Here is a 25,907-nt window from a genome sequence, read left to right as displayed (position 1 = left end):
GACAAAAATTAAGCGAGAGCCCCCATTGGATCCCACGGTTTTAAGATCGTCGGATTACTATATTGACTATCATAAACGTACTGTTCATCGCTTGTCAGGTACTTCTTGTTGATGACAGCTTGATAAACAAATTCACTCATCCATTCATCACTCATGACGAAATACCCTTTGGCACCAGGCTTATCACCCCATGAATTTTCAACTTTCCATTTGGTTGGCTTGTCATCGACGAGATCAACTCCGGTGATGACCATTGCGTGAGTCATCAGTGATTCGTCGTAGTCTAAGCGTTCAGCTTTGCTCATTGAGAAATCCGTTGAGAAAAGAGTGTCGAGAGTGTAAAGATCTGGATCCATGATTCCTTTTTGGCGATCAGAAGATTTACCGACATCACTACCGAACCAAACTCCTTCGCCGTCTTTTAATTGAGCGATAACTAATTCTTTCACGCGATCCATTTCCAGATTCAAATGTCTTACTTCGCGGCCGCCGACAATGTTACCAAGAAGATCGACGGTGTAAAGCTGATTGTAAGGCTTGTCTTCGGTTGGCGCGTTGATAATCGAAATGTAGTCAGAAAGATTCCATCCGATAAATTTATCATAGAAAGTCTTAGGAGTAAGTCCAGCTTCCCGATGATATTTCTTGTCCTTATCCAGGTATTCCCAATCAAATTCGCTTGGGACGGGACCTAAAGCAAACACCAAAAGGCGATAAATATCTTGTAACATCAATTGGCGCATTGATTCAACTTCGGCAGCCGTTTTGCCACTATGAATAGCGTTACGCAAAACTACTGCGTCGTGGCGCAATTTAGTGTTCAAAGTCTGATTTAAACTTCTTGAATTAGTTGCATTAGCGTTATCTGGCATGATTTCAGCTGGTACAATTCCGTATTTCTCAATGATTGCACACAACATGTCCCATTGACCACCATCTTGCTGTGGAGTGGTCATCAGGAAATCAAAACGACGTGAGCCGCTATCTTCATTAGCCGTGTTAATAACATTTTCATAGAAGTAGTTACTCTTTTCGAATTTGTCCCAGAAGAAAGTGTAGTTTTGGGATAATTCGAACTTGTCGAGGTTGTAGCGATTTTGCATGTCGTGGCGCATTGTATTTAGTGCGGCAAACATCCAGCAGCGACCTGATTGGCGCTGGTTAGCGACTTCACCGGTTTCAAGATCGATTGAAAAAGTTGGCCGCATCGCTCGAATTGAATCCGGATTTTCGGCAACTTGATAGATCCCGTTGTTACCAACGGCTTGCATTAGATTTTTGCTTTGGGGTTCATTTTTAACTTGATAAGCAAAAGAATCAGTTAATTGACTGGAAATTTCAAAACTCATAGATTACCTCTTTTTTCTTTTTTACCTATTGTATTCCATTTAGCGACGAATTGCAGGAATAACTTCAGTTTTTTCTGATTTTCCGACCACGACAGTATCAACAACATCGAGAAACAAGCCGTGCTCGACGATTCCAACTTGATGATCAAGCCAGTTGGCAAGAAGATGCGGGTGCTCGATTAAGCCTAAGCGCAAGTCGATCAAATAATTATGATTATGCGTCAATACGTGCTCTTTGTTCTCGTCTAGACGCCAAGCAGGCTTAAGTCCTTCTCGTTTGAGGCGGGCAAAAAGTTCTTTACTGCCAAAAGGAATCACTTCAAGCGGCAGACCAAAATTTCCGAGCTTATAGACCATTTTGAATTCATCGACAATCCAAATATTTTTGCTGCTCGCACAAGCAACGATTTTCTCTAACGTTTGCGCGCCGCCACCACCTTTGATTCCTTGAAAATTAGCATCGATCTCATCTGCGCCATCGATGGTTAAATCAAGATGATCAACTTCATCTAATGATTTGACCGTAATCCCAAGCTTTTGGGCAAGTTCAGCAGTCCGACTGGACGTTGCGACAGCGGTGATATTTAGTGTTTCATTTTTGACTCGCTTGGCAAGAGCCTCAACTAAGTAGAATACGGTGCTGCCTGTTCCGAGTCCCACGGTCATCTGATCTTCGACGAACTCTGCCGCCCGCTTACCAGCGTTCTTTTTTTCTTGGGCGATGAGTGCTTCATCTCCACGGTACTGTAATTTTTGATACTCAGGATTGGTCGCAAAAGCCGCTTTGGCAAAACTACAGCTCGGCTTAATCATGGCGCCAGATTCACGTGCCTTCATTACGACTTGTTCAAGCAACTTGCCTGCGATTCCTTGCCCGCGCAAGGAACTATCGACAAAAGTGTGAACAACATCTAGTACGTTATCACTTTCGATATACTTAATTTCTGCTAACATTTTTCCGCTGGGATCGTTTAAGAAAAATCTTCCCGGCTCACTTTGAAAATCCATCATTAATATCCTTTCTGCGTCTTGCTTCATTGTAAAACATGTCGCCTGAAAATCAACTGATTTACAGCTTTTTGCGCGATTTAAACAATTTTGTTAAAAAGACTTGCCAAGGAGGCGAGAAAAGATTAAGATATAACATGAAGTTAGCACTTGAAGAGAAGTAGTGCTAAAAAATATGACTGGAGGTAAACAAATTTGCTTAAACCATTAGGTGATCGTGTTTTAGTAAAGGTAAGAAATGAAGAAGAAAAAGTTGGTGGAATCGTATTAGCAGGTAATGCGAAAGAGAAACCGACTTCTGGTGAAGTGATTGCAGTTGGACCTGGCGCAATCGATCACCATGGCAATCGGATGCCAATCGATGTTAAAGTCGGAGAGACTGTTTGGTATGACAAGTATTCAGGTACTTCGATTAAATATAATGATGACGAATATTTGGTAATCCGCGCTGGCGACTTGTTAGCGGTTGAAGACTAATAGAAATAGAGGTTAATAATAGATGGCAAAAGATATTAAATTTGGTGAAGAAGCACGCCGTTCATTGCTTGCAGGCGTTGATAAATTAGCAGATACAGTAAAAACAACATTAGGACCAAAAGGACGTAACGTCGTTTTGGAAAAATCATACGGTTCTCCTACCATTACTAATGATGGTGTGACAATCGCAAAAGAAATCGAATTAGAAAATCCATACGAAAACATGGGCGCTAAATTAGTTGCCGAAGTTGCTTCAAAGACTAATGATATTGCAGGGGACGGAACGACTACTGCAACAGTTTTAGCACAAGCTATCATCCGTGAAGGAATGAAGAATGTATCAGCAGGTGCAAATCCTGTTGGCATCCGTCGTGGAATCGAATTAGCAACAAATGCTGCAGTTGAAGGTTTACACAAGATTTCGCATGAAGTTTCTGACAAACATGAAATTGCTCAGGTTGCAACGGTTTCTTCAAGCAGCGAAGAAGTCGGCAAAGAAATCGCTGACGCAATGGAGAAAGTTGGTCACGAAGGTGTCATTACGATTGAAGAATCAAAAGGGATTGACACGGAAGTTGATGTCGTTGAAGGAATGCAATTTGACCGCGGCTACTTAAGCCAATACATGGTAACTGACAATGACAAAATGGAAGCTGATCTTGATAATCCATACATTTTGATCACAGACAAGAAGATTTCTAACATTCAAGATATCTTGCCATTGTTACAAGACATCGTTAAAGCAGGCAAAGCATTACTTATCATTGCTGATGATGTAGATGGCGAAGCATTACCAACGTTAGTTTTGAACAAAATTAGAGGTACATTTAACGTAGTTGCTGTTAAAGCTCCTGGTTTTGGCGACCGTCGCAAAGCTCAACTTGAAGATATTGCAATCTTGACTGGCGGAACTGTAATCAGCAGTGACCTTGGACTTGAATTAAAAGATGTAACGATGGATCAATTGGGCGAAGCTCATAAAGTTACAGTTACTAAAGACAACACGACAATTGTTGAAGGTGCTGGTAGTTCTTCAGCAATCGAAGAACGCGTAAATCAGATTAAAGCTCAGATTGGTGAGACTACTTCTGATTTTGATCGTGAAAAATTGCAAGAAAGACTTGCTAAATTAGCAGGTGGCGTTGCAGTGATCAAAGTTGGTGCTGCTACTGAAACTGAGTTGAAAGAAAAGAAATATCGCATCGAAGATGCTTTAAATGCAACTCGGGCTGCAGTTGAAGAAGGCTACGTTGCAGGTGGTGGAACTGCCTTGGTTAACGTAATTCCTGAAATCGCTAAGCTCAAAGAAGAAGGCGACGTTCAAACTGGAATTAACATTGTAATGCGCGCCTTGGAAGAACCAGTTCGCCAAATCGCGGCAAATGCTGGTTTGGAAGGTTCAGTTATTTTGAACAAGTTGAAGAGCGAAAAGACCGGCGTTGGCTACAATGCAGCAACTGATAAGTGGGAAGATATGGCTAAAGCTGGTATTATTGACCCAACTAAAGTTAGCCGCTCTGCATTGCAAAACGCAGCATCAATCTCTGCAACCCTGTTAACAACTGAAGCAGCTGTAGCTGACATTCCAAAGCCAGAAGCAGCAGCTCCTCAAGGTGGCATGGATCCTTCTCAAATGGGTATGATGTAATTAGATAGTTTTAAGGAAAAGTCGGAGATTTCCGGCTTTTTTGTTTTTAAATGGTTCGCAGAGTAAAACTGAGCTTCGCAGAGTAAAAGAGAGGTTCGCAGAGTAAAACTGAGCTTCGCAGAGTAAAAGAGAGCTTCACAGAGTAAAAGAGAGGTTCACAGAGTAAAAGAGAGGTTCGCAGAGTAAAAGAGAGGTTCACAGAGTAAAAGAGAGGTTCGCAGAGTAAAAGAGAGGTTCGCAGAGTAAAAGAGAGGTTCGCAGAGTAAAACTGAGCTTCGCAGAGTAAAACGGAGTTTCTTAGAGTAAAATATAATATAGAAAAGATTTAAGGATATATATATGACTAATTCTAAAGTGATTGGCGATGAGTTATTAACAAAGGCGGAAGGAACGACATTTGATCGAAAAAGTTCCGCTTATGACATAAATAAACTTGTAAATATTTTAATTGCTTTTGCAAATGCAGATGGTGGAATAGTTGCGGTCGGGATTAAAGATAAAACATTTGAAGGCATAAATAAATTGTCTGATAAAAAAATTAATGATTTTCTTCAAATGGGATTGCAATTAGTGAAACCAAAATTAGAAATTGAATCAGAGTTTAAAGATGTAATAAATAATCAAGGGCATCCAGATAGGGTTCTTTTGCTTGAAGTAAATCCATCTTCAAATAAAATATATTCTAATATGAAGGATGAAGTGTATGTAAGAGTTGGCGATGAAACCCATAAACTATCATTTGAGGAAAGGAAACACCTTGAGTATACTAAAGGTATCAGAGCATATGAGAGTCAGATTGTAAAAGAAGCCATTTTAGAAGATTTGGATTTGGATGTTGTCGAAGAATACAAACAAAAATATGGCTTTACAGGAAATAATTTATGGGATTTGCTTTTCCCGAAAGGTTTAGCCAAGAGAGACAATACCACACCAACAAAATATAGATTAACTGTCGCAGGAATACTATTGTTGGCAAAAACTCCCACAACTTTTGTACCTGGTGCAAGAATCAGATTTATTCGATATGAGGGTAAAGAAGAAGAAACTGGGACAGAAATGAATATAGTAAAACAGGCTTTATTTGAAGGACCTTTGCCAAAATTGTTAGAAATGGTCTCAAGAGAATTGGAGTCCCAGTTAAGGACATTTGTAAGTTTGGATTTAAAAACAGGAAAGTTTATGGAAATTCCTGAATATCCAAAAGGAGCATGGCTTGAGGGCTTGGTAAATGCAGTAACTCACCGTTCATATAATTACACAGGTGATGACATAAGAATTATTATGTTTGACGATCACTTAAAGATTCATAGCCCTGGACCATTACCCCCAATTGTCTCAGTAGATAACATAAGAAATATGCATTATTCGAGAAATCCATACATTGCACGGGCTTTGACTGATTTTAGCTGGGTTAGAGAATTTGGTGAAGGTGTAGATAGAATTTATAATGATATGGGCAAGTTTTTTTTAGATGACCCTATTTATAAAGTAGATCAAAATGCAGTAGATTTAATTCTTGAAAACAATATTGTTATGCGTTCTTTTAGAAAGAATGACGCGTTAGAGGCGAAAGTTGGTAAAATATGGACTGATCTCAATTATGTTGAACAAAAAGCGCTTCAGATAGCGTATGAAAAGGGCAAATTAAGAACTTCTGAATTAGAGAAAGAGGCAGACGTTAGTAATTATTCTGCGAGAAAGGCTCTAAAAAAATTGATGGGATTAAATATTTTAACGAAAATATCAACGTCTCGTACTTCTCCATCGCAGTACTATAAACTAGTTAAATAGAAATGGGTATCCAGTAAACCAAAACACAGCATGGTAACAAACGTTGCTGTTTTTTTTATACCAAAGAAAAAGCCCCCGGATGATATCCAAGGACTTTAACTGAACTGTTCGCTCTTCTCTTTAATTGTTTGGGCTGATTGTTGCAACTTTTCCTTTTCGCTTTCACTGAGCGGAAGCTCCAAGTCATGCTCGACACCACTTCGCCCAACAATAGCTGGAGTCGAGATGTAACTGTTTAGTTCTTTATTATAATGAGAGCAGATCGCCTCGGATTTGGCATCTGAAAGAATAATTTCAGAGAGGCTAACTGCGGCGTTCGCAATGGCGTAATTGGTGTATCCTTTGCCTGCAAAAACCTCTTGCCCGCCAAAGCGAGTTGCTTCTTCAATTTGAGCACCGTCAACTTCAAACTCGCTAAAAGGTCGCTCAGCGACCCGGACGGTTGACCAAGCTGCAAATTGCGAATCCCCGTGTTCACCCAGCATATATCCCGTGATCGAGCGCGGGTCGACGGCAAGCGTTGTGCCTAAATTGCGTTTTAAGCGCGCTGTATCGAGATAAGTGCCGGTGCCAAAAACTTTGTTGAAAGGAAATCCAGTATATTCTTGATAAAGGCCGGTGATGACATCATTGGGATTCGTGATAACCAGTAGAATTCCATGAAAACCAGAAACTTTCAACTGCTGCGCAGAATCTTTAACCAACGGAACGTTAATTTTTAATTCGAAAAAACGGTCAGTCTCGCCTGGCTTGATAAGATCCGTCCGTGCGACAGCAGCAATGACTAGATCGCAATCTTTCATTTGGGAGATTGAGCCATTAATAATTTCTGTGTGAGTGGACAACAAGCTGGCGGCATCTTTTAAATCTAGGGTATCCGCGTTCACTTTGTCGGTGTTGCTGTCAGTCAAAATCAAAGTGTCGGTGAGACCTTTGGCTACCATCAAGTGAGCAATTGTTGCTCCAACATGCCCCATGCCAATGATTCCAACGGTTCTTGCCATCTAAAATTCCTCGACTTAACTAAATTGTTCGCTTTTTTCTTTAATTGTTTGAGCTGATTTGAGCAAATTCTTGTTTTCTTCATCAGTCAAAGGCAACTCAAGGACGCGCTCAACGCCATTTTTGCCGATAATTGCGGGACTAGAAATGTAGCCTTTAAAATCTTCATTATAATGAGAGCAAATTGCTTCTGATTTGGCATCGGAGAAAATAATCTGGACAAGACTGGTTGCAGCTGTTGCCACGGCGTAGTTGGTATAACCTTTGCCTGCATGAACCTCGCCGCCGCCAAACCGCGTGTCCTTTTCTAATTGGTCTAAGTCGATGCCTTTTTCTTTAGCGATTTCGGTAAATGGTCGACCTTCAACTCGGACTGTAGACCAAGCTGCAAATTGTGAGTCGCCATGTTCGCCCAAAATATAACCGCTCACCGAACGAGGATCAACGCCCAAAGCTTCACCAACATGACGCTTTAGCCGAGAAGTGTCGAGGTAAGTACCAGTTCCGAGGACTTTGTTGGTTGCAAATCCAGTATGTTTATGATAGAGACCAGTAATGACGTCATTAGGATTTGTAATTACAAGCAAAATTCCGTGAAATCCTGAATCCTTTAACTCTTTAGAAAGATCGCTCACTCCCGGTGCGTTTGATCGCAATTCAACAAAACGGTCAACGTTGCCTACCTTGATCAAATCGATTCGCCCGATTGCCGAAATAATAATATCGCAGTCTTTCATGTCAGAGATTTGACCATTAATAACGGTGGTATGAGTTGATAATAAGCTTGCTGCGTCCTGAAAATCAAGGGTATCAGCATTCACTTTGTCTTGATTTCGATCGTACAAAATCAATGTATCCGCAAGTCCTTGAGCCACAATGATGTGTGCCACGGTCGAGCCAACGTTTCCCATTCCCATAATTCCAACTGTTCTTGCCATTTCTGTACTCCTTTTTTTGTATTGTTTCCATTATAACAACGTTTTGCCGAATCACAACAGTTTTATACAAAAAAATGAAATAATATGAATATTTACTGAAAATTCAATAAAAATAAAATTTATGCGTAATTTATAGATAGGCGGGATTTAAGTGAGGAAGGAGGAATGCTCACAAGAGAACTTGATTTCGCCGGAATAAAATTGAAGGAGCACTTATGACAAGAAGATTTATTACGCCGTCGAACGATTTGGTGTTTAAGAAGACGTTCACTGATGCCGAAAATACTCACATTTTGATTCATTTAATTGAAGATTTTACAGGACTCGTCGTTACGGATATTCATATCGACCATCCCTACAACTTCAATAACTTGGAGGAATTCAAGACAAACGAGCGCCTAGAATACACAGCTGTTGATATTTACGCCAAATTACAAGATGGCACGGGAGTAATTATTGAATTACAGGTGGCAAAAGAGTTACAATTAGCGGAGAGAAATTTGTATTATTTTGCCAAGAAATATGCCGACAACTACTCGTCGAAGAAAAACATCACGATTGAAAAGGACAAGTATAGTTCTTTGAGACCAGTGTATCAGATCATAATTTTGTATGAGAATTATTTTGACGATGATCTGCCGATTCATACTTTTAGGTATCGGTGTGATGAGACGGGAGAGAAGTTGTTGGACTCTCGGGGACAAGAAGACTCGATGATCATATTTTTAGAATTACACAAGCCACTGGACAAATTAAGTGAGTTGTTAAGGGATTGGTTTTTGTATTTTCTAGCGAGGGAATTGAGTAAGGAAGCGCCGAAGTACATTGTGGATGCGCAGAAAGTTTCCGAGTATGTGAACTTAAAGAAGGAGGAGCGAGCAGTGTTAATTGACATAGAGAAGAGGCGTGCAGATTCTGATACTTTTATAGCACGCGTTAAGTTGAATACTCGAGCAGAGACTCAAGCGGAGGACCGCAAGAAGTTCGAGGTTGAGTTGGAGGAGGAACGCAGAAAGTTTGAGGAGCAAACGCGAGAGAAAGCCCGCAAAATGCTGGCAAAAGGCTATGACCTGGAGGATATCAGCGAGATCACGGACTTGAGTGTTTCGGAGATCGAAAAGTTGAGATAAGAATTGCGGGCAGCGATAAGCTGCTCGTTTTTGGAATAGGAGGAGCGAGCAGTATTAAGCGACATAGAGAAGAGGCGTGCGGGACTCTGACACGTTGATTGCACGCAACTTGAGCAGAGGCTCGCAAGAAGTTTAAGGAACAAATGCGAGAGAAAGCCCGCAAAATGCTGGCAAAAGGCTACGACCTGGAGGACATCAGCGAGATCACGGACTTGAGTATTGCCGAACTAAACAAACTTCAACAGAGTCTTCGCTCGCCTCAGTAACCGTTACACAAACCCAGCGAAATGAATTTGGCAAAGCTTCAAATTTGTCAAAAAGATTTTGACCTTCCCTGACTTTTATAGTATTATTCAGGAGTTGAATAAAACAAGAATGGAGTAATAAATGTTAGTACCTACAGTAATTGAGAACACATCACGCGGCGAAAGAGCCTATGACATTTATTCGCGGCTTTTAAAAGACCGGATTATCATGCTGTCCGGCGAAGTTGAAGACAATATGGCTAATACAATCATTGCGCAGCTATTATTTTTGGATGCGCAGGATTCTAACAAAGATATCTACCTCTATATCAATTCCCCTGGCGGCGTGATCACGTCAGGTCTCGCAATTTTGGACACGATGAACTTCATCAAGTCTGACGTGCAGACGATCGCAATGGGGATGGCAGCTTCGATGGCAAGCGTCCTTCTCACAAGCGGCACCAAGGGCAAACGCTTTGCGCTGCCAAATGCGGAAGTCCTAATCCACCAGCCACTTGGCGGTGCTCAGGGTCAGCAGACCGACGTCGAAATCCAGGCTAACCATATGTTAGAAACACGGAAAAAATTGAACCAGATTCTCGCAAAAGCAACTGGTCAAACTTTAAAGAAAATTCAGACTGACACGGAGCGTGATAACTATATGACCGCTCAAGAGGCAAAAGATTACGGCTTGATTGATGATATCATGACTAATACACCAACAGCTAAGAAATAGTTCGGACTAACACCCATTTCAAAAGTGGGTGTTTTTTTATCCTCAGAATTCATATCCATCTCTCAAAATCCGACTAGACCAATTTGGAAATTCGTTTGACAACATATCTCATAAATGGCATAATGTTCGAGGTTTGAACGAATATTAAATCCAAAAAAAGATATAGACCAATTTGAAAAGAGGATAAAAATATGTGTGGAATTGTCGGCGTCATCGGACGTGAAGATACGACAGAAATCTTATTGAACGGATTAGAAAAATTAGAATATCGTGGCTACGACTCAGCTGGCATCTTCGTGACTTCAGAGCACGGAGAGGGTCATCTGGTGAAAGAAAAGGGCAAAATCGCAGATTTGCGGGCAGCCGTCGGCTCTGAGGTTCAGGGAACGCTCGGAATTGGGCATACCAGATGGGCAACGCACGGAATCCCCAGCGACCACAACGCGCACCCGCAGGTTTCGGCTAACGGTCGTTTCTACCTTGTGCACAACGGCGTGCTTGAAAACTACGAAGAATTAAAAGCAAAATACTTGTCAAACGTTACTTTTACTAGTGAAACTGACACCGAAGTGGCAGTCCAGCTCGTGGAATATCTTGTCGACCAAGAGGGCTTAGACGTGCTGGCAGCTTTTCGCAAAATGGTCAGCATGATGAAAGGCTCTTACGCTTTCTTGATGATCGACCAAACTCAGCCAGATCAGCTTTACGTTGCCAAGAACAAAAGCCCGCTCTTGATCGGCTTGGCAGACGGCTTTAACGTAGTCTGCTCCGACAGTCTGGCGATGCTGAGCCTGACTCACGAATTCGACGAACTCCATGACGGCGAAACAGCGATCGTCACTAGCGACCACGTTGAAATCTTCGACCCCAACTATCAGGTGGTCGAACGGAAGCCTTACAAAGTTTCCTTGGACGCCGATGCAGTCGACAAGGGAACTTATCCTTTCTTTATGTTAAAAGAAATCGACGAACAGCCAGCAGTAATCCGCCGCTTAGTGAGCACTTACTTAGGCGAACGTGATGACTATCGCTTTGATCCGCAGCTAATTGCCAAAATGGCTGAGGCTGATCAAATTTATATCGTCGCAGCAGGTACAAGTTATCATGCAGGTCTTGCGGCGAAACAAATCGTCGAGGAAGTCGCTAAAATGCCGGTCGCCGTTGAGCTGGCTAGCGAGTTTGGCTACCACCTGCCAATCCTTTCCAAGCGCCCGTTCTTCGTCTTCTTGTCCCAAAGCGGCGAGACCGCAGACAGCCGCCAAGTGCTGGTCAAGATGAAAGAGCTGGGCTACCCGAGCTTGACGATCACAAACGTTGACCGCTCAACGCTTTCTCGTGAGGCTGATTTCACTGTTTTGCTAAACGCTGGTCCCGAAATTGCGGTGGCTTCGACGAAAGCTTATACAGCTCAGATTACCGTCATGGCGCTGTTGGCTAAAGCCTTAGGGCAAAAGCTCGGCACCGACGATGGCAAAATTGATCTGCGCAGCGAACTCAGTCTAGCAGCAAATGCGATGCAGACAATTGTGGATAACAAGGAAGCAATCGAAGGATACGCCAAAGAATTCTTCGAAACGACGCCAAAAGCGTTCTACATCGGACGTGGTCAGGACTACTTTGCGAGCTTGGAAGCAGCGTTGAAGCTAAAAGAGATCTCCTACATCCAAGCTGAGGGTTTCGCCGCAGGTGAATTGAAGCATGGCACGATCTCGCTCATTGAAAATGGGACGCCCGTCATTGCGCTTATCACCGATCAGGCAACAGCAGGACTGACACGAGGCAACATTAAAGAAGTCGAGGCTCGGGGAGCGAAAACTTTGAAAATCGTGAGCGAGAACTTGGCAGAATCAGCGGATCAATTGGTGCTGCCAGCCATCGCTTCGGTGCTCTCGCCGCTTCTAACGGTAATCCCAGCGCAACTCTTAGCATATTACGCAACGATTCAGCGGGGCTATAACGTTGATCAACCGAGAAATCTGGCGAAAAGTGTGACGGTTGAATAACAAATTGCAGGCGTGAGCCTGTTTTTTTGTGGGAAATTGTGCGAAAATAGAGGCGAATAAGATCAAAGAGGGATGATTGTGAGTAAAATAAAAACCGAAGTTGAAAGCTTTACCTTGGATCATACGCTGGTCAAGGCACCATACGTCCGCTTGATCGCCCGAGAGAAGGGGCAAAAAGGAGACGTGATCTCTAATTTTGATTTGCGGCTCTGTCAACCGAATCAAACAGCGATTCCAACGGCAGGCTTGCACACGATCGAACATTTGTTGGCGGGTCTCTTGCGAGATCGCATGTCAGGCGTGATCGATTGTTCGCCGTTTGGCTGTCGGACGGGCTTTCATCTCATCACTTGGGGCGAACCGAGCACCACAGAAGTTGCTCAGGCGCTCAAAAGTTCACTTGAAGCTATTGCAAACGAGATTGAATGGAGCGATGTGCCAGGCACCGACAAGTACAGCTGCGGCAATTATCGTGATCATTCGCTATTCTCGGCAAAAGAGTGGTGTCAAGATATTTTGGCACAGGGAATTAGCGACGACCCATTTAAACGGCACGTAATCTAAGGTCTTTTTGTCAAATTTTACAAATATTTTATGGTTAATTGAATGAGCGAGAACTTTTTACGTGTTAAAATGGTACTTGTAAGTTGATACTTATATTTCTTTTGGGAGGAAAATTAATGAGTAAGAAATTTAACAAAAGCGCAGTAATGGTCGCTGCAACAATGCTCGGCATGGGTGGTGTAATCACTACTCCATTGACAGTATTTGCTGACAGTGCCGGTGCTGCAGCCGGTGGTGATGCCAATGCTTCAACAACTACTCCGGCAACTAACCCTGCAATCCAATGGAAGGGTGGCGGAGCTAACGGCTCGGTTGTGGTTGGTCAAGATGCTACAACTGCAACTCCTGCGACGGGAACATCCATCGCCGGAATCTCTTGGCATACTGATGCTGCTAGCGCTATTCTTTCACTATTAGCAGTACCTAACTTAGACTTTGGTGCTTGGAAGTATACTGCTGGAGCTGATGGAGATGGTGCTTCAAATACAGTTTGGTATCCAGGTCAAGCAACAGCTGCAAAGACGGGTTCTTACGATCACGGAGGGATTACAGGAACTGCCAATTTTGCACCTTTGTTTGCTGATAAGACAGCTGTTGATGTTGATACTGCAACAAATAGAGCAAAGGAAGACGTTGATGGTTTCCAAGCAGCAAAAACTGCATCAGCTGCGGGTTCAAATGCAGCTCAGATTGCTACTGCAAAAAAAGATCAGGCAGCTTCTGGAGCTAGCGCTCACCGTTTTTTGGCAGTGAGAGATGGACGAGCTGGAGTTGCAGGTTGGAAAGTTCAGTTGGCTGTTGGTTCTTTTGACCGTGATGGTAGTTATGATGGAACTGCTGCTAACAATGATGGAACAACTAATGGTAATTCTCCACTTGGTGCGAGGTCTAAATTAGAAGGTGCAGCAATTATGATTAATACTGGAACCGATGGAATTAAGACTAGCAAGACAATGGATAATTTACTAACTGGTGCTAAAGCTCCAAAAGGTCCGACAGGGGATGCAGCAATTGTATACGCTGGTAAAGATCGAAATTCTGTTGTCGGGACGAAACCAACTCCTAATGACCCTAATTCGACGGGTTATAAATATGGTGATCCAGTAACTATTTTCAGTGCAACTCAAAGTACTGACCCCGGAAATGGTGCTGGTGGTTGGATAATGGACTTTGGTAAAAAGAATAGTGCGATGTTTACCAGTCCAATTGAAGGTTTAGGTACTTATACTGCAAGTTTGCAGTGGACTTTAGTAGCTGCTCCTTAAACAATCTAGATGATTATAAATGAACATTAGTGATGAGCTAATGTTTTTTTTTAGGAAAAATGGTATTTTTTTTTGACTTTTGGGTAACGACTCGAACGAAATATTGTTAAAATTAAGAAAAGTTTATTTAGAGGAAGCTAATGAAAAAAAAGTTTAGAATCATTTTTGCTATTAATATTTTTTTTCTTGCAATATTTTTGAATGAAAAGTTTGTAAGAGCTGATGGTGTACCATTCGATGTTTCAGTTATCACTCCGGAAAATCAAGTTGATGGCATAAATGGGTGGTTTAATGTTAAGGTTAAACCTGGTGATAGGCAGATTTTTCAATTAAACGTTAATAATCGTTCTAATCAGAAAATTCGAGTCGAAGTTGTTCCAACGGACGCAACTACTGCAAATTCAGGAGAAAGAGCCTATATACCGTTCAGCGGGCAAGTTGATCCCAGCCTTAAATATCGGTTTCCAAAGTTAACTCAAAAATCAAAGAAAATTACTATTCCGGCTCAGGATTCAAAATTAGTGACTTTTACAGTCGACGTCCCTAAAGGAGCCAAGAATCAAATGATTATGGGAGGTTTTTTTGTTAATCAGATTGGAAATAATTCTGAGAAACAAACAATTAGTAAAACTCAAAAGCAGAAAGTTCAATTAAGGAGTTATTATAATTATACGATAGCTGCAGTAATGAAAATTGGTAAAATGCCAGCTCCTAATTTGAAATTAAGTTCAATTGCTCCAGGTTTCCAGGGAGGATATGCCGCCTTTGGTGCCCGCATTCAAAATGAAAAAGCAAATTACATCTCTGATGTGACTGTGGATGCTCAGGTTACTAAGAAGGGGTCACAGAAAATTGTGACGAGTCGTAAGCAATCGGGCGTTGCGATGGCACCCAATTCCAGTTTTACTTATTATATGCAACTAGGAAAATTCTCGGTTTCCCCAGGCGTTTATCATTTGAATTTAGATGCCCGAGGAGCAGGAAAAAAGTGGCACTTCTCAAAGGATTTTGAAGTTACACGTAGTCAAGCTAAGGATTTAAACAACAACAATTTGCTGTTGCCAAAAAGTTATTTGTGGCTTTATATTTTAATTGCAGTAGTTGTACTTGTGCTTTTTGTCGGCGTAGTTATATTTTTCTATTTCCGTGGTCAAAATAAGGCACGACAACGTTTGGAGACAAATCTAAGAACGATGAATAAATCTTCTGGAACGTCAGAAGATTCAAATACTGATAATAATCGTAAGAGAGGAGCTCCACGTCGGAGAAGAAAATGAGAATTATTAAAAAAATAGGTTGGATTTTTATTTCTATTTTAGTTATTTTAATGGCATCCACCCCAGCATTGGCTGATGATCAAGGGGGCACTTACACAGTAAAACCGAATTTTCCGACAAACCAAATTTCCAAATATAATAATGGATATTTTGATTTATTGGTAACTCCAGGGCAAAAGCAACAAATCTCCATTGATATTAGCAATAATACAAATGCAACTAGGAAGTATCGAATCTTAGCAGTTAGTGCTAAGACAACCTCGCAGATAGATACTAACTATGATGGAGGAGGATTTAGTAATGATAAATCATTAAAATATGATTTTGCAAAATTTGGTTTTACCCCGAAAACAGTTCAGTTAAAACCAAAATCTCAATTAACAGTCCCTTTAGACTTTACTGTACCTAACACTCCTTTTAAAGGAATTATTTTGGGTGGAATCTTGGTGAGAGATTATTCTCCACAGAGTAATTCAAAAACTCAAGATGGAAAATCCAAAATGCAGCTGAAAAATTATCTCAATTATGTAATTGCAATTCGGATGACGGAAGATCAGCAAACGATTATTAAACCGGAATTAAAGATATCTAATATTCACGCTATCTCTTATCATTCATATCCGTCAACAGGTGTAGTTCTTAGAAATACTGCAATGGGTATGGGTTCCGATGTTTCGGTTAAAGCAACTACGTATCTTAAAAAAGATCCCAAAATACGTGCTACAAATGTTGCAAATAATGGGAAGATTGCTCCCAATACAATCTTTACTTTTCCTATTCTCTGGACAGCAAACAAACGGATAACTCCAGGTAAATATCATCTCGATATGACCGTTAAGACGTCGGAACGTAATTTCAAATTTTCTCGTGACTATACAATTACGCCAAGTCAGGCAGCAGCAATTGATAAAGCTAATCCACAGATCAAGAAAAGTTATCTCTGGCTGATTATCCTTATCATCGTCATCGTGATATTGCTAATTATTCTTGGATTTGCACTATTCTTCTTCATGGGTCGTGGTCGTGGACGCCAAGAGAGTAATGCAGGATTCCCGCAGAATATGGATGGTATGCAGAAGAAACAATTTAAAGAAATGATGCGTGAACAAAAGAAACAATTTAAAGCTCAACAAAAAGCTCAGAAGCGCAAGAAATAAATGGACGAACTCGTTAACACGAGTTCTTTTTTGTTTTAAAATATAACCTCTTTCAAAAATTTAATTCGCTATTTTGCACAAAGAATGTTACGCTTTTGTTATTAAATTAAAAAGGAGTAAAAATTTGAAAAATAAATTAAAAACAGCGATTGCTGTTTTAGGAATGGCGATGGGTATCGCTATAACAGCTCAGCCAGTTTTGGCTGATAGCAGTCCGAACGAAGTTTCTGCGCAAAGCAGTTCTAAATTGACACGTGGCGAGGGTACAATCGTCAAGAGCGGAACCTGGGGCACCAGTAATTGGGATTATATAGAAAATGGTAATGAGAAGATCCTCCAGTTTCATGCTGGAACATTGGGTACCGGTGGGATTTTTAGTATAGGTACCCCTGACTATACGGGGATTACTAGAGTTCAGTTTGATCAGGGAGTAGTTCCGAATCCTGATTCATCAATATTGTTTTCTTATTTGACGAATTTGCAACAAATTGAGGGATTGACAAATTTCGATACTTCAAATGTCACTAATATGTCCGGAATGTTCCAATTATGTTGTTCATTGCAGAGTTTAGATTTAAGTAATTTCGATACTTCCAACGTTAAATACATGGGTTTGATGTTTTCTATGTGCCAAAGTTTAGCTAGTTTAGACTTAAGTAATTTTGATACAAAAAAAGTTTCATATCAGGATCGAATTTTTTATAATACAACAAATCTTAAACATTTAGTTTTATCACCCAAGGCAGTATTTAATTATATTTTGCCAGATATCCCAGCAAAAGGAACAGTATTACCAGACAGAAAAATCGTTGATTCACCTAACTGGGTTGCAACCAGCGGTTATCAGAAAGGAAGCAAATACTCTCCATCGCAACTTTTAAGAATCACTGATCGTGATCAAATAACAACATATGATTGGGATATTCGGAGTTTATATGATATAGCATCCGAAACAAAATCCGTTACTAGAACAATCAACGTTCAACAGTTAGACGATTCAGTCAAGACATACACCCAAACGGCTACCATCTCTAGAAAGAACAAGGTAAATGGTGACGGCACTCAAATTTATGGTGAATGGTCGAAAGCTCATTGGGACAAGTTTGATGTTCCAGTTATCCATGGGTATGAAGCAAACGAGACTAGCGTTCCGCTTCAAGGAATTAATGGAGAAACAGCTGATCAAACTATCGATATCTATTACACGCCAATTGAGGAAAGTGTGACGATTAATTACGTTGATGCTGATGGTACGATTGTTGGAACCAAGGTTATTAGTGGTGAATTTGGTGATGTGCTCTCAATCAGATATCGTGCGCCAAAGGGTTACGAAATAGTTGATGATTTAGAATCATTTGCTACTTCTATAACAGTTGATGGCAGTGGAGATAAAGTGATTAACGTGAATGTTGATCATAAAACGATGCAAAGCTCAGAATCCAGAACAGTCGTAAGAACTGTTAATATTCATCGACCTAACGGGACTATGAAGAGCTATCCTCAAACCGTTGTTATCTCACGCAAGGTGATTATTGACCAGGTAACGCATGCGAAAACTTACGGCAGCTGGAGTACTGGAACTTTTGATGAAATCATCGTCCCAACGATTGCAGGCTATACACCGAATCAAACTGTCGATGCCGAGACAGTTACGTCAGAAACTCAAAACAAAGTTATCGACGTGTATTACATAAAGAACTAATTTTATAAAGCAATCATCCTTAAGAATTACTAAAGGTTGGTTGCTTTTTTAGGTATCATCGTAGCCGTTTCCTCAATAACCAGAAGGATTTTTACCAAAAATAGATAAAAATTATTTCTATTTTGACTTACCTAGCCGGTTTTTCCTGGTATGATTAGACATGTAGTAAGATTTATTCACTACTCATTTGGGAGGATAAAAAATGAAACGAAATTTTTCTAAAATTGGTAGTTTAGCCACTGTTGCATTGATGGCAACACCAGTTTTAACTGCTATTAGTGGAACTACAGTATTTGCTGCAGCAGCAGGTACTGGTCAAAACGGAAATGGTACTGGCAGAGTTATTGCTGAGAATTCACAAAGTGTCAATACTTCAGCAATTGCTGCGGGAACACCAGCTTCTGCAGCAGGAACTAGCGTGGCTGCTGTTGAATTCTACGCAGGTGATCTTTCTCTTGATCGAGTTCCACAGTTTGACTTTGGTGCTCATGAACTTCAGGCGAGCGTTAATTACAATCTTTATTCAGCAGCGCCAGTCTTGGGTTCTGACTATGAGGATGTTACAAGTACAGATCCGAAGACTAGTGACTTAGGCTTATACCGGACCTTACAAGTAACTGATCGTACTGGTGGTAGTAAAGGTTGGAAGATCACTGCTTGGGCTACGCCGTTTAAGATCGACGGTGATACGACTGGGTTCCAGATGAACCCGACAAGTATTAGTCTTAAAGGTGCAGATATTGAGCTTGATCGCTCAAAATTAGTTGCAAATTCAACTAAGCCAGATGGTTATGCCCATGTTTATCAGGCTGACGGAACTGCAGCTGATGCTCCAGGTGAAATTACTGCAAATGCAATTAACTTTTCTACAGATGGCACCGTAGCTAATGTAACGGGCGGGGTTCAAACAATTTGGGAAGCTCAGTCTGGGCTTAATACAAATAACGTAGCTTATGGTAAAGGTACTTGGGCAGCCGATTTTAATAAAGAAACTGCAGCTACTTTGAACTTACCATTAGATCAGCAGACTAAGATTGGTATTTTCAAGTCCACAATTAATTGGACTTTACAAGCTGGAGTTTAAATTACTAAACTAAAGGGGATAATGATTCTTGAATTATAAAAAAAAGCAAGGGATCTTAGCTGTATTTTTGGTTCTCTTGTTCATGTTTCAATTATTTCCCGTTAAAAAGGCACAAGCAGATGTAGAGACAGACCCGAAAAAGTTTGCAAGCATTGCGGTGCCTTTTTTTACGGCTAAACTTGTTCCTCCTGCTAATCAAGCTGAGGGAACCAATATTAACTACTTTGATATAAGAGTTGAACCTGGGAAAAGTCAGGTTCTTCAGTTGTATCTATCAAGTACAGCAAAAAAGAAACAAAAAATCACCATTACTCCAACTAACGGTGTAACGAGCGGCGGAAACATCATTGCTTCTGGAGAAGGAATTCCAGCAGATCCTTCCAACAAAAATCCGTTTACTTCTTTTGGAATAAAGAAAGCAGTAATTAACTTAAATCCTGGTGAAATTAAAATAGTTACAATTAATTACACAATGCCTAAACAACAATTTGACGGATTAATGATCGGCGGCTTATTTGTTCATACGACACTGAATTCGGAAAGTGATGCAGGAAAGACAAAAGATCAAAAGTCTGCGTTGAGATTTGAAAATAATTATTCGTTAGGAATTCAAGTCCTTATGAGCGAGACCGATAAATTGGTGCTAGCAGACATGAAAGTTAAGACTATTATTCCTCAAAGCTATCAAACAGCACCAGCCATTGGGGTAAAACTTCAAAATCCTAAGATGCAATATATGGACGGACTTTCAATCGATGCGACCGTTACTCGTCTTGCTAAGACTAGTGATCAGCATAATAAGAAAGTAAACGGTTATAAATTTGCGCCGACCAGTAATTTTACTTATATGATTCCTTGGCGTCCGAGCGAGAAGATGGAACCAGGGAAATATCGTCTAGATTTAAAGGCGAAGGCTAAGCAAGATCATCTGCCTCTAACAGCAGAACAGAAGAAACAGCAAGAGTGGAACATCTCTAAAGAATTCACGATTACTAAATCGCAAGCCGATGACATTAATCGCAAGAATCCGAATTACAAACCAGACTATACTTGGCTTTACATTCTCATTGGAATTCTTGCGGTACTTCTAGTAATCTTCTTGTTCTGGCTCGTGTTTACTTTGGGTCGCAAACGCACTAATAAGAATATCCAACCAAAGAAATAGTCAAATTTTATAAAAAATATCTTAAAAATCGGTATCCTTACACATGGTAAGTTTGTTATATTTAAGGTAGTATTTCGGATCATGGGAGGAGAAATAGTGAAGAAATCGGTTAATCTTCAGCGATTCGCTTTTGGATCAGTTTTGTTGTCTGCAGTTTTCTCGATGTTTTCTAACGAGGCACTTGTTTTTGCAGGCACTAATCCTGCAGGAGCAGGTCTTGGCAGCAATCCGACTGGCAGTGGTCGACTCGTTGGAGAAGATGAACAAAGTAAAGCAGTAAACGGGATTGTGAACTCTGGTAGCTCTTATTCTACTGATAGCAAAGGAGTTTTAGAGTTTGGTGCGGGCTTCTTGGCGCTCGATTCAGTTCCTGATCTCCATTTTATGCCAACTTTTGCGGGTTCACGTAACAGTACTTTGATGAATAACACGCGCGGTGGCTATGTGGGGACAGATTTTGCTGACGGTAATGCTTACGGCAAGCTGCAAGTTTCCGATTATCGTTTCTCGGGTCAGCCATACGATCCGGCAACTTCTAAGCCATTGAATGGTTGGACTCTGTCAGCACAATTGGGCTACTTCTCTCCTGCTGGAGGAAGTGGAGCGCACACTGATCCTAATTATAACGATTCGGGTGCAGCAGCTTACGGGGGAACTGCTCCAAGTACGCCGCCAACAACAGTTGGTGCCAACGATTGGGCAATTTTTCTCGATAATAAGAAAGCAGCAGTTGACCGTAACACTGCTCATAGCGCTAATTTTCGCAATAACGTGACTTTATCGGCAGCTCCGATGTATCAATATCCAAAAGGCTCAGATGTTAACTACAACGACACCTCAACCTTGATTGCTGGCGGACCGCAAGTTAAGATCTGGTGGACGCCTAAGAGTTCGTCGACACCGGCAGCTTACGGCGGATTTGGTCGAACTGCCGCCTATTATGACAGTTCGACGACAGCGGCGCTGAAAGTAGGCAATAAAGCCACAGATGGTAATTATTATGCGCCAATTACTTGGACGCTAATGGCGGGAAGTAATTGACAAGTGCAAGAAAACCGGCTTCTCTTTCAGAGGTCGGTTTTTTAAGTTAAACTATAAAGAAAAAACGAGAAAGGCGTTGGAGAATATTAGAAAATTTGTAATATCATCATTTCTTTTATTGATGGGTATCATTTGTACGTTCAATCAAACATTAGCTGCTCAAGTTGATAAGCCAGGCGCTAATTTTGTTGTGACGCCCAATCGAGACTTAACCCCCAATTCTAATCCCGAACATAACAATAACCTTTGGATTACAGTGACGGGCACTGAACAGACCATTGGACTTAATATCGATAATAAAAGCGATAAAGACGGCGATTTTCTAATCGTTGCTAATTCTGCTTACACCGGCGTTGACGGGCAAATTCACTACGATTTACGTGCGCCTGAGCGAGATGAAACGCAACTTTATAATTTTCGCTATCTGGTGAAAGACAATGAACAGCGAGTGACAGTTCCTGCCAACACCAAGCAAAGTTTCAAACTGAATTTGGAGCTGCCCCAAGATTCGTCTTATCACGGTCAAGTATTGGGTGCGGTGACAGTTTATCAGTTGAATAGCCAGGATAAATTTAAGAAGGGCGCTAAGACTGAAATTGTGAATCGTTTTGCGGTTGGCTTTCCGATTGCCCTGAATTTTGGCGGCAGCGAAATCCCAGTCAATTCGCTCAAAGATCCATTTAAGATCGGCGTTGTCCAGCCAGGTTTTGGCCTGCGGGGCGGCTTAGCGATTCTCGCCCAACTGCGTAATACCAAGCCAGCTCAGATGCTGGATTTTACAGTCAAAGGCAAGATTACCGATGTTAAGACCAAGCGAGTGCTTTTTCGTGCGAAGAATGAAGGTGTGCAGATGGCACCTAACTCAATTTATAATTACCAGATTTATTGGACGGCAAAAGATGGTCTGAAGGCAGGTACTTACCAGATCGCACTTGATATTCAGATGCCAGGAAAAGATAAATATCACCTTAAGAAGAACTTCACGATCACTCCAAGCCAAGCGGCTAAACTGAATGAACATGTCGGGATCAAACCGGATTATCGCTGGCTCTACATTTTACTTGCAGTGATCGCTTTAATCCTTTTACTCTTGCTGACGTTCTTCATTAGTCGGCACCAAAGAAATAAGCATGACCAAAAAAAGCTGATGAATTAATCATCGGCTTTTTCAATTGCAGTTTTCTCAGTGAAAACCTTCTTCAAAGTTTGGTACAAATTGAAGTATTCAGTTTCGTTAGCATCGAGATTCCAATCTACGATGATCTTGTCAGTTAAATCTTTGTGGCTGTAAATCTTGTCAATGTCGGCGATTGATGAAACTATCACATCAGCATCGCTTGGATCGTCTCCTTCGTTTTCAATATCAACGAAGGATAAATCGTCAAGGAAGGTCATCACATCCCGAGTGACGAGATCGCTGCTTTCCAGAATTAATTTTACTTTGACCGCTTCATTTGACTTGAAGAAGCGCAGATAAGGAATCATTAAATACTGAATCTCATCGATTACTTTTTGTTCGGCAATCAGATATGGTCGATATTTAGACTCTTCGTGCTTCTCATTAACGAAGTTGCTGACGATTTTGTAAGGCGTCGAATTGTTATAATCGATCGCATTATCTTGATCGTAGAAGTCGTTAAACTGGAAGTAATCACCCTTCATCACGTAATAAGAGAAGAAGATGCGCATCAAGTTCGCTTGTAACGGAATATTATTTGCGAGTTGTTGATCGCGTTCGCCGTCAATCAAGTGCTTTTGTGTCTCGGTGATGAACTCTTCAGTCAACTCCCAGATCGTTCCCTGGTCGGCTTTAATTTCTTGGTAAATCTTGTTTGAAATCTCGTCGTTGGAATTCGGGAAGATTAACGATTGAAGCCGGAAGAAGAGGAAAAATTGGCTTTCTACCAAGAGCTGCTCGTTACTAATATTTGGAAAGTTAACATTGTTAAATGATCGATCCAAATTAAACGCCGTCAAATTTCGGGGGAAGATCTCATTAAAAGATTCCATGTCAGAAATCTGATATCCATGAATGACACGAATTCGGCTGATACTCCAAAACAACACCGTCCGAATTGTGACAACCGGATCATTTAATTCATTTGGTTCTAATTGAAGCTGCTGCGAAACATCGAAGTAGCTCGTAGATTTAAAAGGCCATTCCAATCCACGGAAACTCAACCAATAGAAGCAGTAGAGAAAGAAGCGAATTCTTTTTTCGTCGCCAATCAATCCAAGTTCATTATAAGAAATTTTGATTTGATATTTCTCTAGGAGAACTTTCAAAGGTGCATTTTTTCTTAATAAAGTTGAACGCGAGATGAAATGATCTTGGCAGAACTTCTCAACATTAGGATTTGCGCCCTGTACGATATAATTGATAAATTGAAAGACGATCGACCTTTTAAGTAAGAAAAGACGATACATATCAATCGTAATGGGAATTTGCTTCGAACTAAGAAATGTCTTGCGATCGAGTTTCTGCAAATTAGCGTTGGGGAAACCTTTGATGTCTTCTAATAATTCTTGTAAAATGTTGTAGGTTTGTTGATAGCTAACACCCATCGCATTTGAAATATCAATAATTGTATAGTTAGTGCCCTCAAAGGACTTGAGGATTCTAAACATTGAAAATTTTTGATATTCACCTTTTTCTAAAATTGTTTCTTCAAATAACATATATTTCCCTTTATCTAAAAAGTTGCTTTTTCGCGATAACTTAGCTTATGTCAATATTCTAAAATAATTTTTCGGTTTTTGAAATTAAGAATCAAAATAACTTAGATAATTTTTTGCAAAGTCCTTGCAAACTGTGCGGTTTTTACCAATAATAAAAATAAAAAAAGAAATGGAGAAGTGATCTTGCTCGATATTAAAGTGATTAGGGAGAAACCCGATTGGGTCAAAGATAAGTTAAAATGGCGGGGCGTTAAGCCTGAGGAAATCGACGAACTTCTATCAATTGACGCCAAACGTCGCGAGATGCTGGTTAAGACGGAGACGCTCAAAGCCAAGCGTAATGAAGTAAGTGAACAGATTGCGCAAAAGAAACGAAACCGCGAGAATTCTGATGAGCAGATTGGCCAGATGCGTTCAGTAGGTGCTGAGATTAAAGAACTAGATGAACAATTAGCAGAAGTTAACGAAAAATTTAACTATCGAATTGTGCGGTTGCCTAACATTCCCGCTGATGATGTGCCGATGAGCATGAACGAAGAAGACGCAGAGGAAGTTCGTACGTGGCACGAAAAAACAAAACTTCCATTTAAGCCAAAAGCACATTTTGAAATTGGTGAGGAGCTTGGACTGCTTGATTTTCAGCGTGCAGCAAAAGTTGCGGGCTCTCGTTTTGTCTATTATTACGGCAAAGGAGCTGAGTTGGAACGGGCGCTAATTAACTTTATGTTAGATGAGCATCATAAAGAAGGTTACAAAGAAATGCAAGTTCCTTATTTAGTGAATGACGAATCAATGTTTGGAACGGGACAATTTCCGAAGTTTACCGAAGATACTTATACGATTACCAATGAAGATAGCGACCTTACTTTGATTCCAACGGCGGAAGTTCCTCTAACTAACTACTATCGCGGAGAAATTTTGCCAGCAGAGAAGCTGCCGATTTATGTGACTGCTTTTAGTCCTTCTTTTCGTTCGGAGGCAGGAAGTGCAGGTCGTGATACCCGTGGCTTAATCCGGATGCACCAATTCCATAAAGTTGAAATGGTGAAATATGTTTTGCCCGAGAATTCTTGGGAGGAACTAGAGAAGATGACCCACGATGCTGAGAATATTTTGCAGAAATTAAATCTTCCTTATCGGGTCATCAAATTAGCAGCAGGAGATGCTAGTTTTACTTCGGCGAAGACTTACGATTTAGAAGTTTGGATGCCAGCCCAAGATACTTATCGCGAGGTCTCTAGCTGCTCCAACTGTACAGACTTCCAGGCGCGCCGTGCCCAGATTCGCTACCGCACAGAAGATGGGTCAGTTAAACTAGTTCATACATTAAATGGCTCAGGTCTAGCAGTTGGTCGAATTGTGGCAGCAATTTTGGAGAATTTCCAAAACGCTGATGGCTCAGTTAACGTGCCAGAAGTCTTGGTTCCCTACTTCCATAATCAGACGAAGATCGAGGCAGATCCTGACTTTATTAAACCTTAATAAAAAAAATCCTCAAAAAAAGGGGATTTTTTATTTACAAAAGCGAGAAAGCAGGTATAATGATATATATCTTGTTTGAGAGATAACCGATGTTTTTGCGGCCGAAAAAAGGAAAAAGGTCAAAAAAGCGGTCAACGAAGAAGAACGAAAAAAGGTTGAAAAAA

The 25,907-nt window shown here is 40.9% G+C and carries 21 protein-coding genes and 1 pseudogene; 16 read left to right on the top strand and 6 right to left on the bottom strand.

The window, feature by feature from the left end; translation table 11 throughout:
• Positions 1-8: 8 nt before the first annotated feature.
• From R8495_RS10365 to R8495_RS10355, 3 genes and pseudogenes are all read right to left on the bottom strand, one after another.
• Positions 9-1,349 (bottom strand): C1 family peptidase, encoded by a 1,341-nt coding sequence (locus tag R8495_RS10365; protein ID WP_317635380.1) that lies wholly within the window; start codon positions 1,347-1,349, stop codon positions 9-11.
• 39 nt (positions 1,350-1,388) lie between these two features.
• Positions 1,389-2,072: a ribose-5-phosphate isomerase RpiA gene (gene rpiA / locus R8495_RS10360; RefSeq protein ID WP_317636630.1), complete on the bottom strand. Its 684-nt coding sequence runs from the start codon at positions 2,070-2,072 to the stop codon at positions 1,389-1,391.
• A 36-nt stretch (positions 2,073-2,108) separates the two neighbouring features.
• A pseudogene (locus R8495_RS10355) lies at positions 2,109-2,357 on the bottom strand (GNAT family N-acetyltransferase); the annotation flags it as partial.
• Between the two features lie 195 nt (positions 2,358-2,552).
• Between R8495_RS10355 and groES the strand changes: the two are divergent.
• The 3 genes from groES to R8495_RS10340 all read left to right on the top strand — a co-directional run bounded on the left by groES (position 2,553) and on the right by R8495_RS10340 (position 6,273).
• A complete protein-coding gene (groES, locus tag R8495_RS10350) occupies positions 2,553-2,834 on the top strand; it encodes a co-chaperone GroES (protein ID WP_317635379.1) in 282 nt (93 codons plus the stop codon).
• Between the two features lie 22 nt (positions 2,835-2,856).
• Positions 2,857-4,482 (top strand): chaperonin GroEL, encoded by a 1,626-nt coding sequence (gene groL, locus R8495_RS10345; RefSeq protein ID WP_317635378.1) that lies wholly within the window; start codon positions 2,857-2,859, stop codon positions 4,480-4,482.
• Positions 4,483-4,821: 339 nt separating this feature from the next.
• Positions 4,822-6,273 carry an ATP-binding protein gene (locus R8495_RS10340; protein WP_317635377.1) on the top strand — a complete coding sequence of 484 codons (1,452 nt, stop codon included), beginning with the start codon at positions 4,822-4,824 and terminating at the stop codon, positions 6,271-6,273.
• Between the two features lie 95 nt (positions 6,274-6,368).
• On the opposite strand, the gene R8495_RS10335 is transcribed toward R8495_RS10340, so the two are convergent.
• Together R8495_RS10335 and R8495_RS10330 are read right to left on the bottom strand one after the other, a co-directional pair.
• Positions 6,369-7,277, bottom strand: coding sequence for a lactate/malate family dehydrogenase (locus tag R8495_RS10335; protein ID WP_317635376.1), 909 nt, complete (start codon positions 7,275-7,277; stop codon positions 6,369-6,371).
• A 15-nt stretch (positions 7,278-7,292) separates the two neighbouring features.
• Complete coding sequence (locus R8495_RS10330) at positions 7,293-8,213, bottom strand: lactate/malate family dehydrogenase (protein WP_317635375.1); 921 nt, start codon at positions 8,211-8,213, stop codon at positions 7,293-7,295.
• Positions 8,214-8,428: 215 nt separating this feature from the next.
• Here R8495_RS10330 and R8495_RS10325 point away from each other — a divergent pair, with 215 nt between their 5' ends.
• The 12 genes from R8495_RS10325 to R8495_RS10270 all read left to right on the top strand — a co-directional run bounded on the left by R8495_RS10325 (position 8,429) and on the right by R8495_RS10270 (position 22,738).
• Positions 8,429-9,343, top strand: a complete 915-nt coding sequence (locus R8495_RS10325; protein WP_317635374.1) for an Rpn family recombination-promoting nuclease/putative transposase — start codon at positions 8,429-8,431, stop codon at positions 9,341-9,343.
• Between the two features lie 387 nt (positions 9,344-9,730).
• Positions 9,731-10,324, top strand: coding sequence for an ATP-dependent Clp endopeptidase proteolytic subunit ClpP (gene clpP, locus R8495_RS10320; protein ID WP_317635373.1), 594 nt, complete (start codon positions 9,731-9,733; stop codon positions 10,322-10,324).
• Positions 10,325-10,515: 191 nt separating this feature from the next.
• Positions 10,516-12,327: a glutamine--fructose-6-phosphate transaminase (isomerizing) gene (gene glmS / locus R8495_RS10315; RefSeq protein ID WP_317635372.1), complete on the top strand. Its 1,812-nt coding sequence runs from the start codon at positions 10,516-10,518 to the stop codon at positions 12,325-12,327.
• Positions 12,328-12,399: 72 nt separating this feature from the next.
• Positions 12,400-12,891 (top strand): S-ribosylhomocysteine lyase, encoded by a 492-nt coding sequence (locus R8495_RS10310; RefSeq protein ID WP_317635371.1) that lies wholly within the window; start codon positions 12,400-12,402, stop codon positions 12,889-12,891.
• A 116-nt stretch (positions 12,892-13,007) separates the two neighbouring features.
• Positions 13,008-14,156, top strand: coding sequence for a hypothetical protein (locus R8495_RS10305; protein WP_317635370.1), 1,149 nt, complete (start codon positions 13,008-13,010; stop codon positions 14,154-14,156).
• Positions 14,157-14,296: 140 nt separating this feature from the next.
• Positions 14,297-15,433, top strand: a complete 1,137-nt coding sequence (locus R8495_RS10300; protein WP_317635369.1) for a WxLIP family cell surface protein — start codon at positions 14,297-14,299, stop codon at positions 15,431-15,433.
• Positions 15,430-16,590: a WxLIP family cell surface protein gene (locus R8495_RS10295; protein ID WP_317635368.1), complete on the top strand. Its 1,161-nt coding sequence runs from the start codon at positions 15,430-15,432 to the stop codon at positions 16,588-16,590. The genes R8495_RS10300 and R8495_RS10295 overlap by 4 nt, the downstream gene beginning before the upstream one ends.
• Before the next feature lie 124 nt (positions 16,591-16,714).
• Positions 16,715-18,292 (top strand): mucin-binding protein, encoded by a 1,578-nt coding sequence (locus R8495_RS10290; RefSeq protein ID WP_317635367.1) that lies wholly within the window; start codon positions 16,715-16,717, stop codon positions 18,290-18,292.
• A 202-nt stretch (positions 18,293-18,494) separates the two neighbouring features.
• Positions 18,495-19,376 (top strand): WxL domain-containing protein, encoded by an 882-nt coding sequence (locus R8495_RS10285; protein WP_317635366.1) that lies wholly within the window; start codon positions 18,495-18,497, stop codon positions 19,374-19,376.
• A gap of 28 nt (positions 19,377-19,404) precedes the next feature.
• Positions 19,405-20,541, top strand: a complete 1,137-nt coding sequence (locus R8495_RS10280) for a DUF3324 domain-containing protein (protein ID WP_317635365.1) — start codon at positions 19,405-19,407, stop codon at positions 20,539-20,541.
• Between the two features lie 96 nt (positions 20,542-20,637).
• Positions 20,638-21,582 carry a hypothetical protein gene (locus R8495_RS10275; RefSeq protein ID WP_317635364.1) on the top strand — a complete coding sequence of 315 codons (945 nt, stop codon included), beginning with the start codon at positions 20,638-20,640 and terminating at the stop codon, positions 21,580-21,582.
• Between the two features lie 76 nt (positions 21,583-21,658).
• A complete protein-coding gene (locus tag R8495_RS10270; RefSeq protein WP_317635363.1) occupies positions 21,659-22,738 on the top strand; it encodes a WxL protein host-binding domain-containing protein in 1,080 nt (359 codons plus the stop codon).
• Here the strand turns inward: R8495_RS10270 and R8495_RS10265 are convergent.
• Positions 22,735-24,261 (bottom strand): helix-turn-helix domain-containing protein, encoded by a 1,527-nt coding sequence (locus tag R8495_RS10265; protein WP_317635362.1) that lies wholly within the window; start codon positions 24,259-24,261, stop codon positions 22,735-22,737. The genes R8495_RS10270 and R8495_RS10265 overlap by 4 nt on opposite strands.
• A gap of 183 nt (positions 24,262-24,444) precedes the next feature.
• Here R8495_RS10265 and serS point away from each other — a divergent pair, with 183 nt between their 5' ends.
• Complete coding sequence (gene serS, locus R8495_RS10260; RefSeq protein WP_317635361.1) at positions 24,445-25,743, top strand: serine--tRNA ligase; 1,299 nt, start codon at positions 24,445-24,447, stop codon at positions 25,741-25,743.
• The last annotated feature ends 164 nt before the right edge of the window (positions 25,744-25,907 follow it).

The sequence above is a fragment of the Xylocopilactobacillus apicola genome (assembly GCF_033095985.1).
In the GTDB taxonomy this organism is placed as follows: domain Bacteria; phylum Bacillota; class Bacilli; order Lactobacillales; family Lactobacillaceae; genus Xylocopilactobacillus; species Xylocopilactobacillus apicola.
This window is presented reverse-complemented; position numbering and strand designations above follow the sequence as displayed.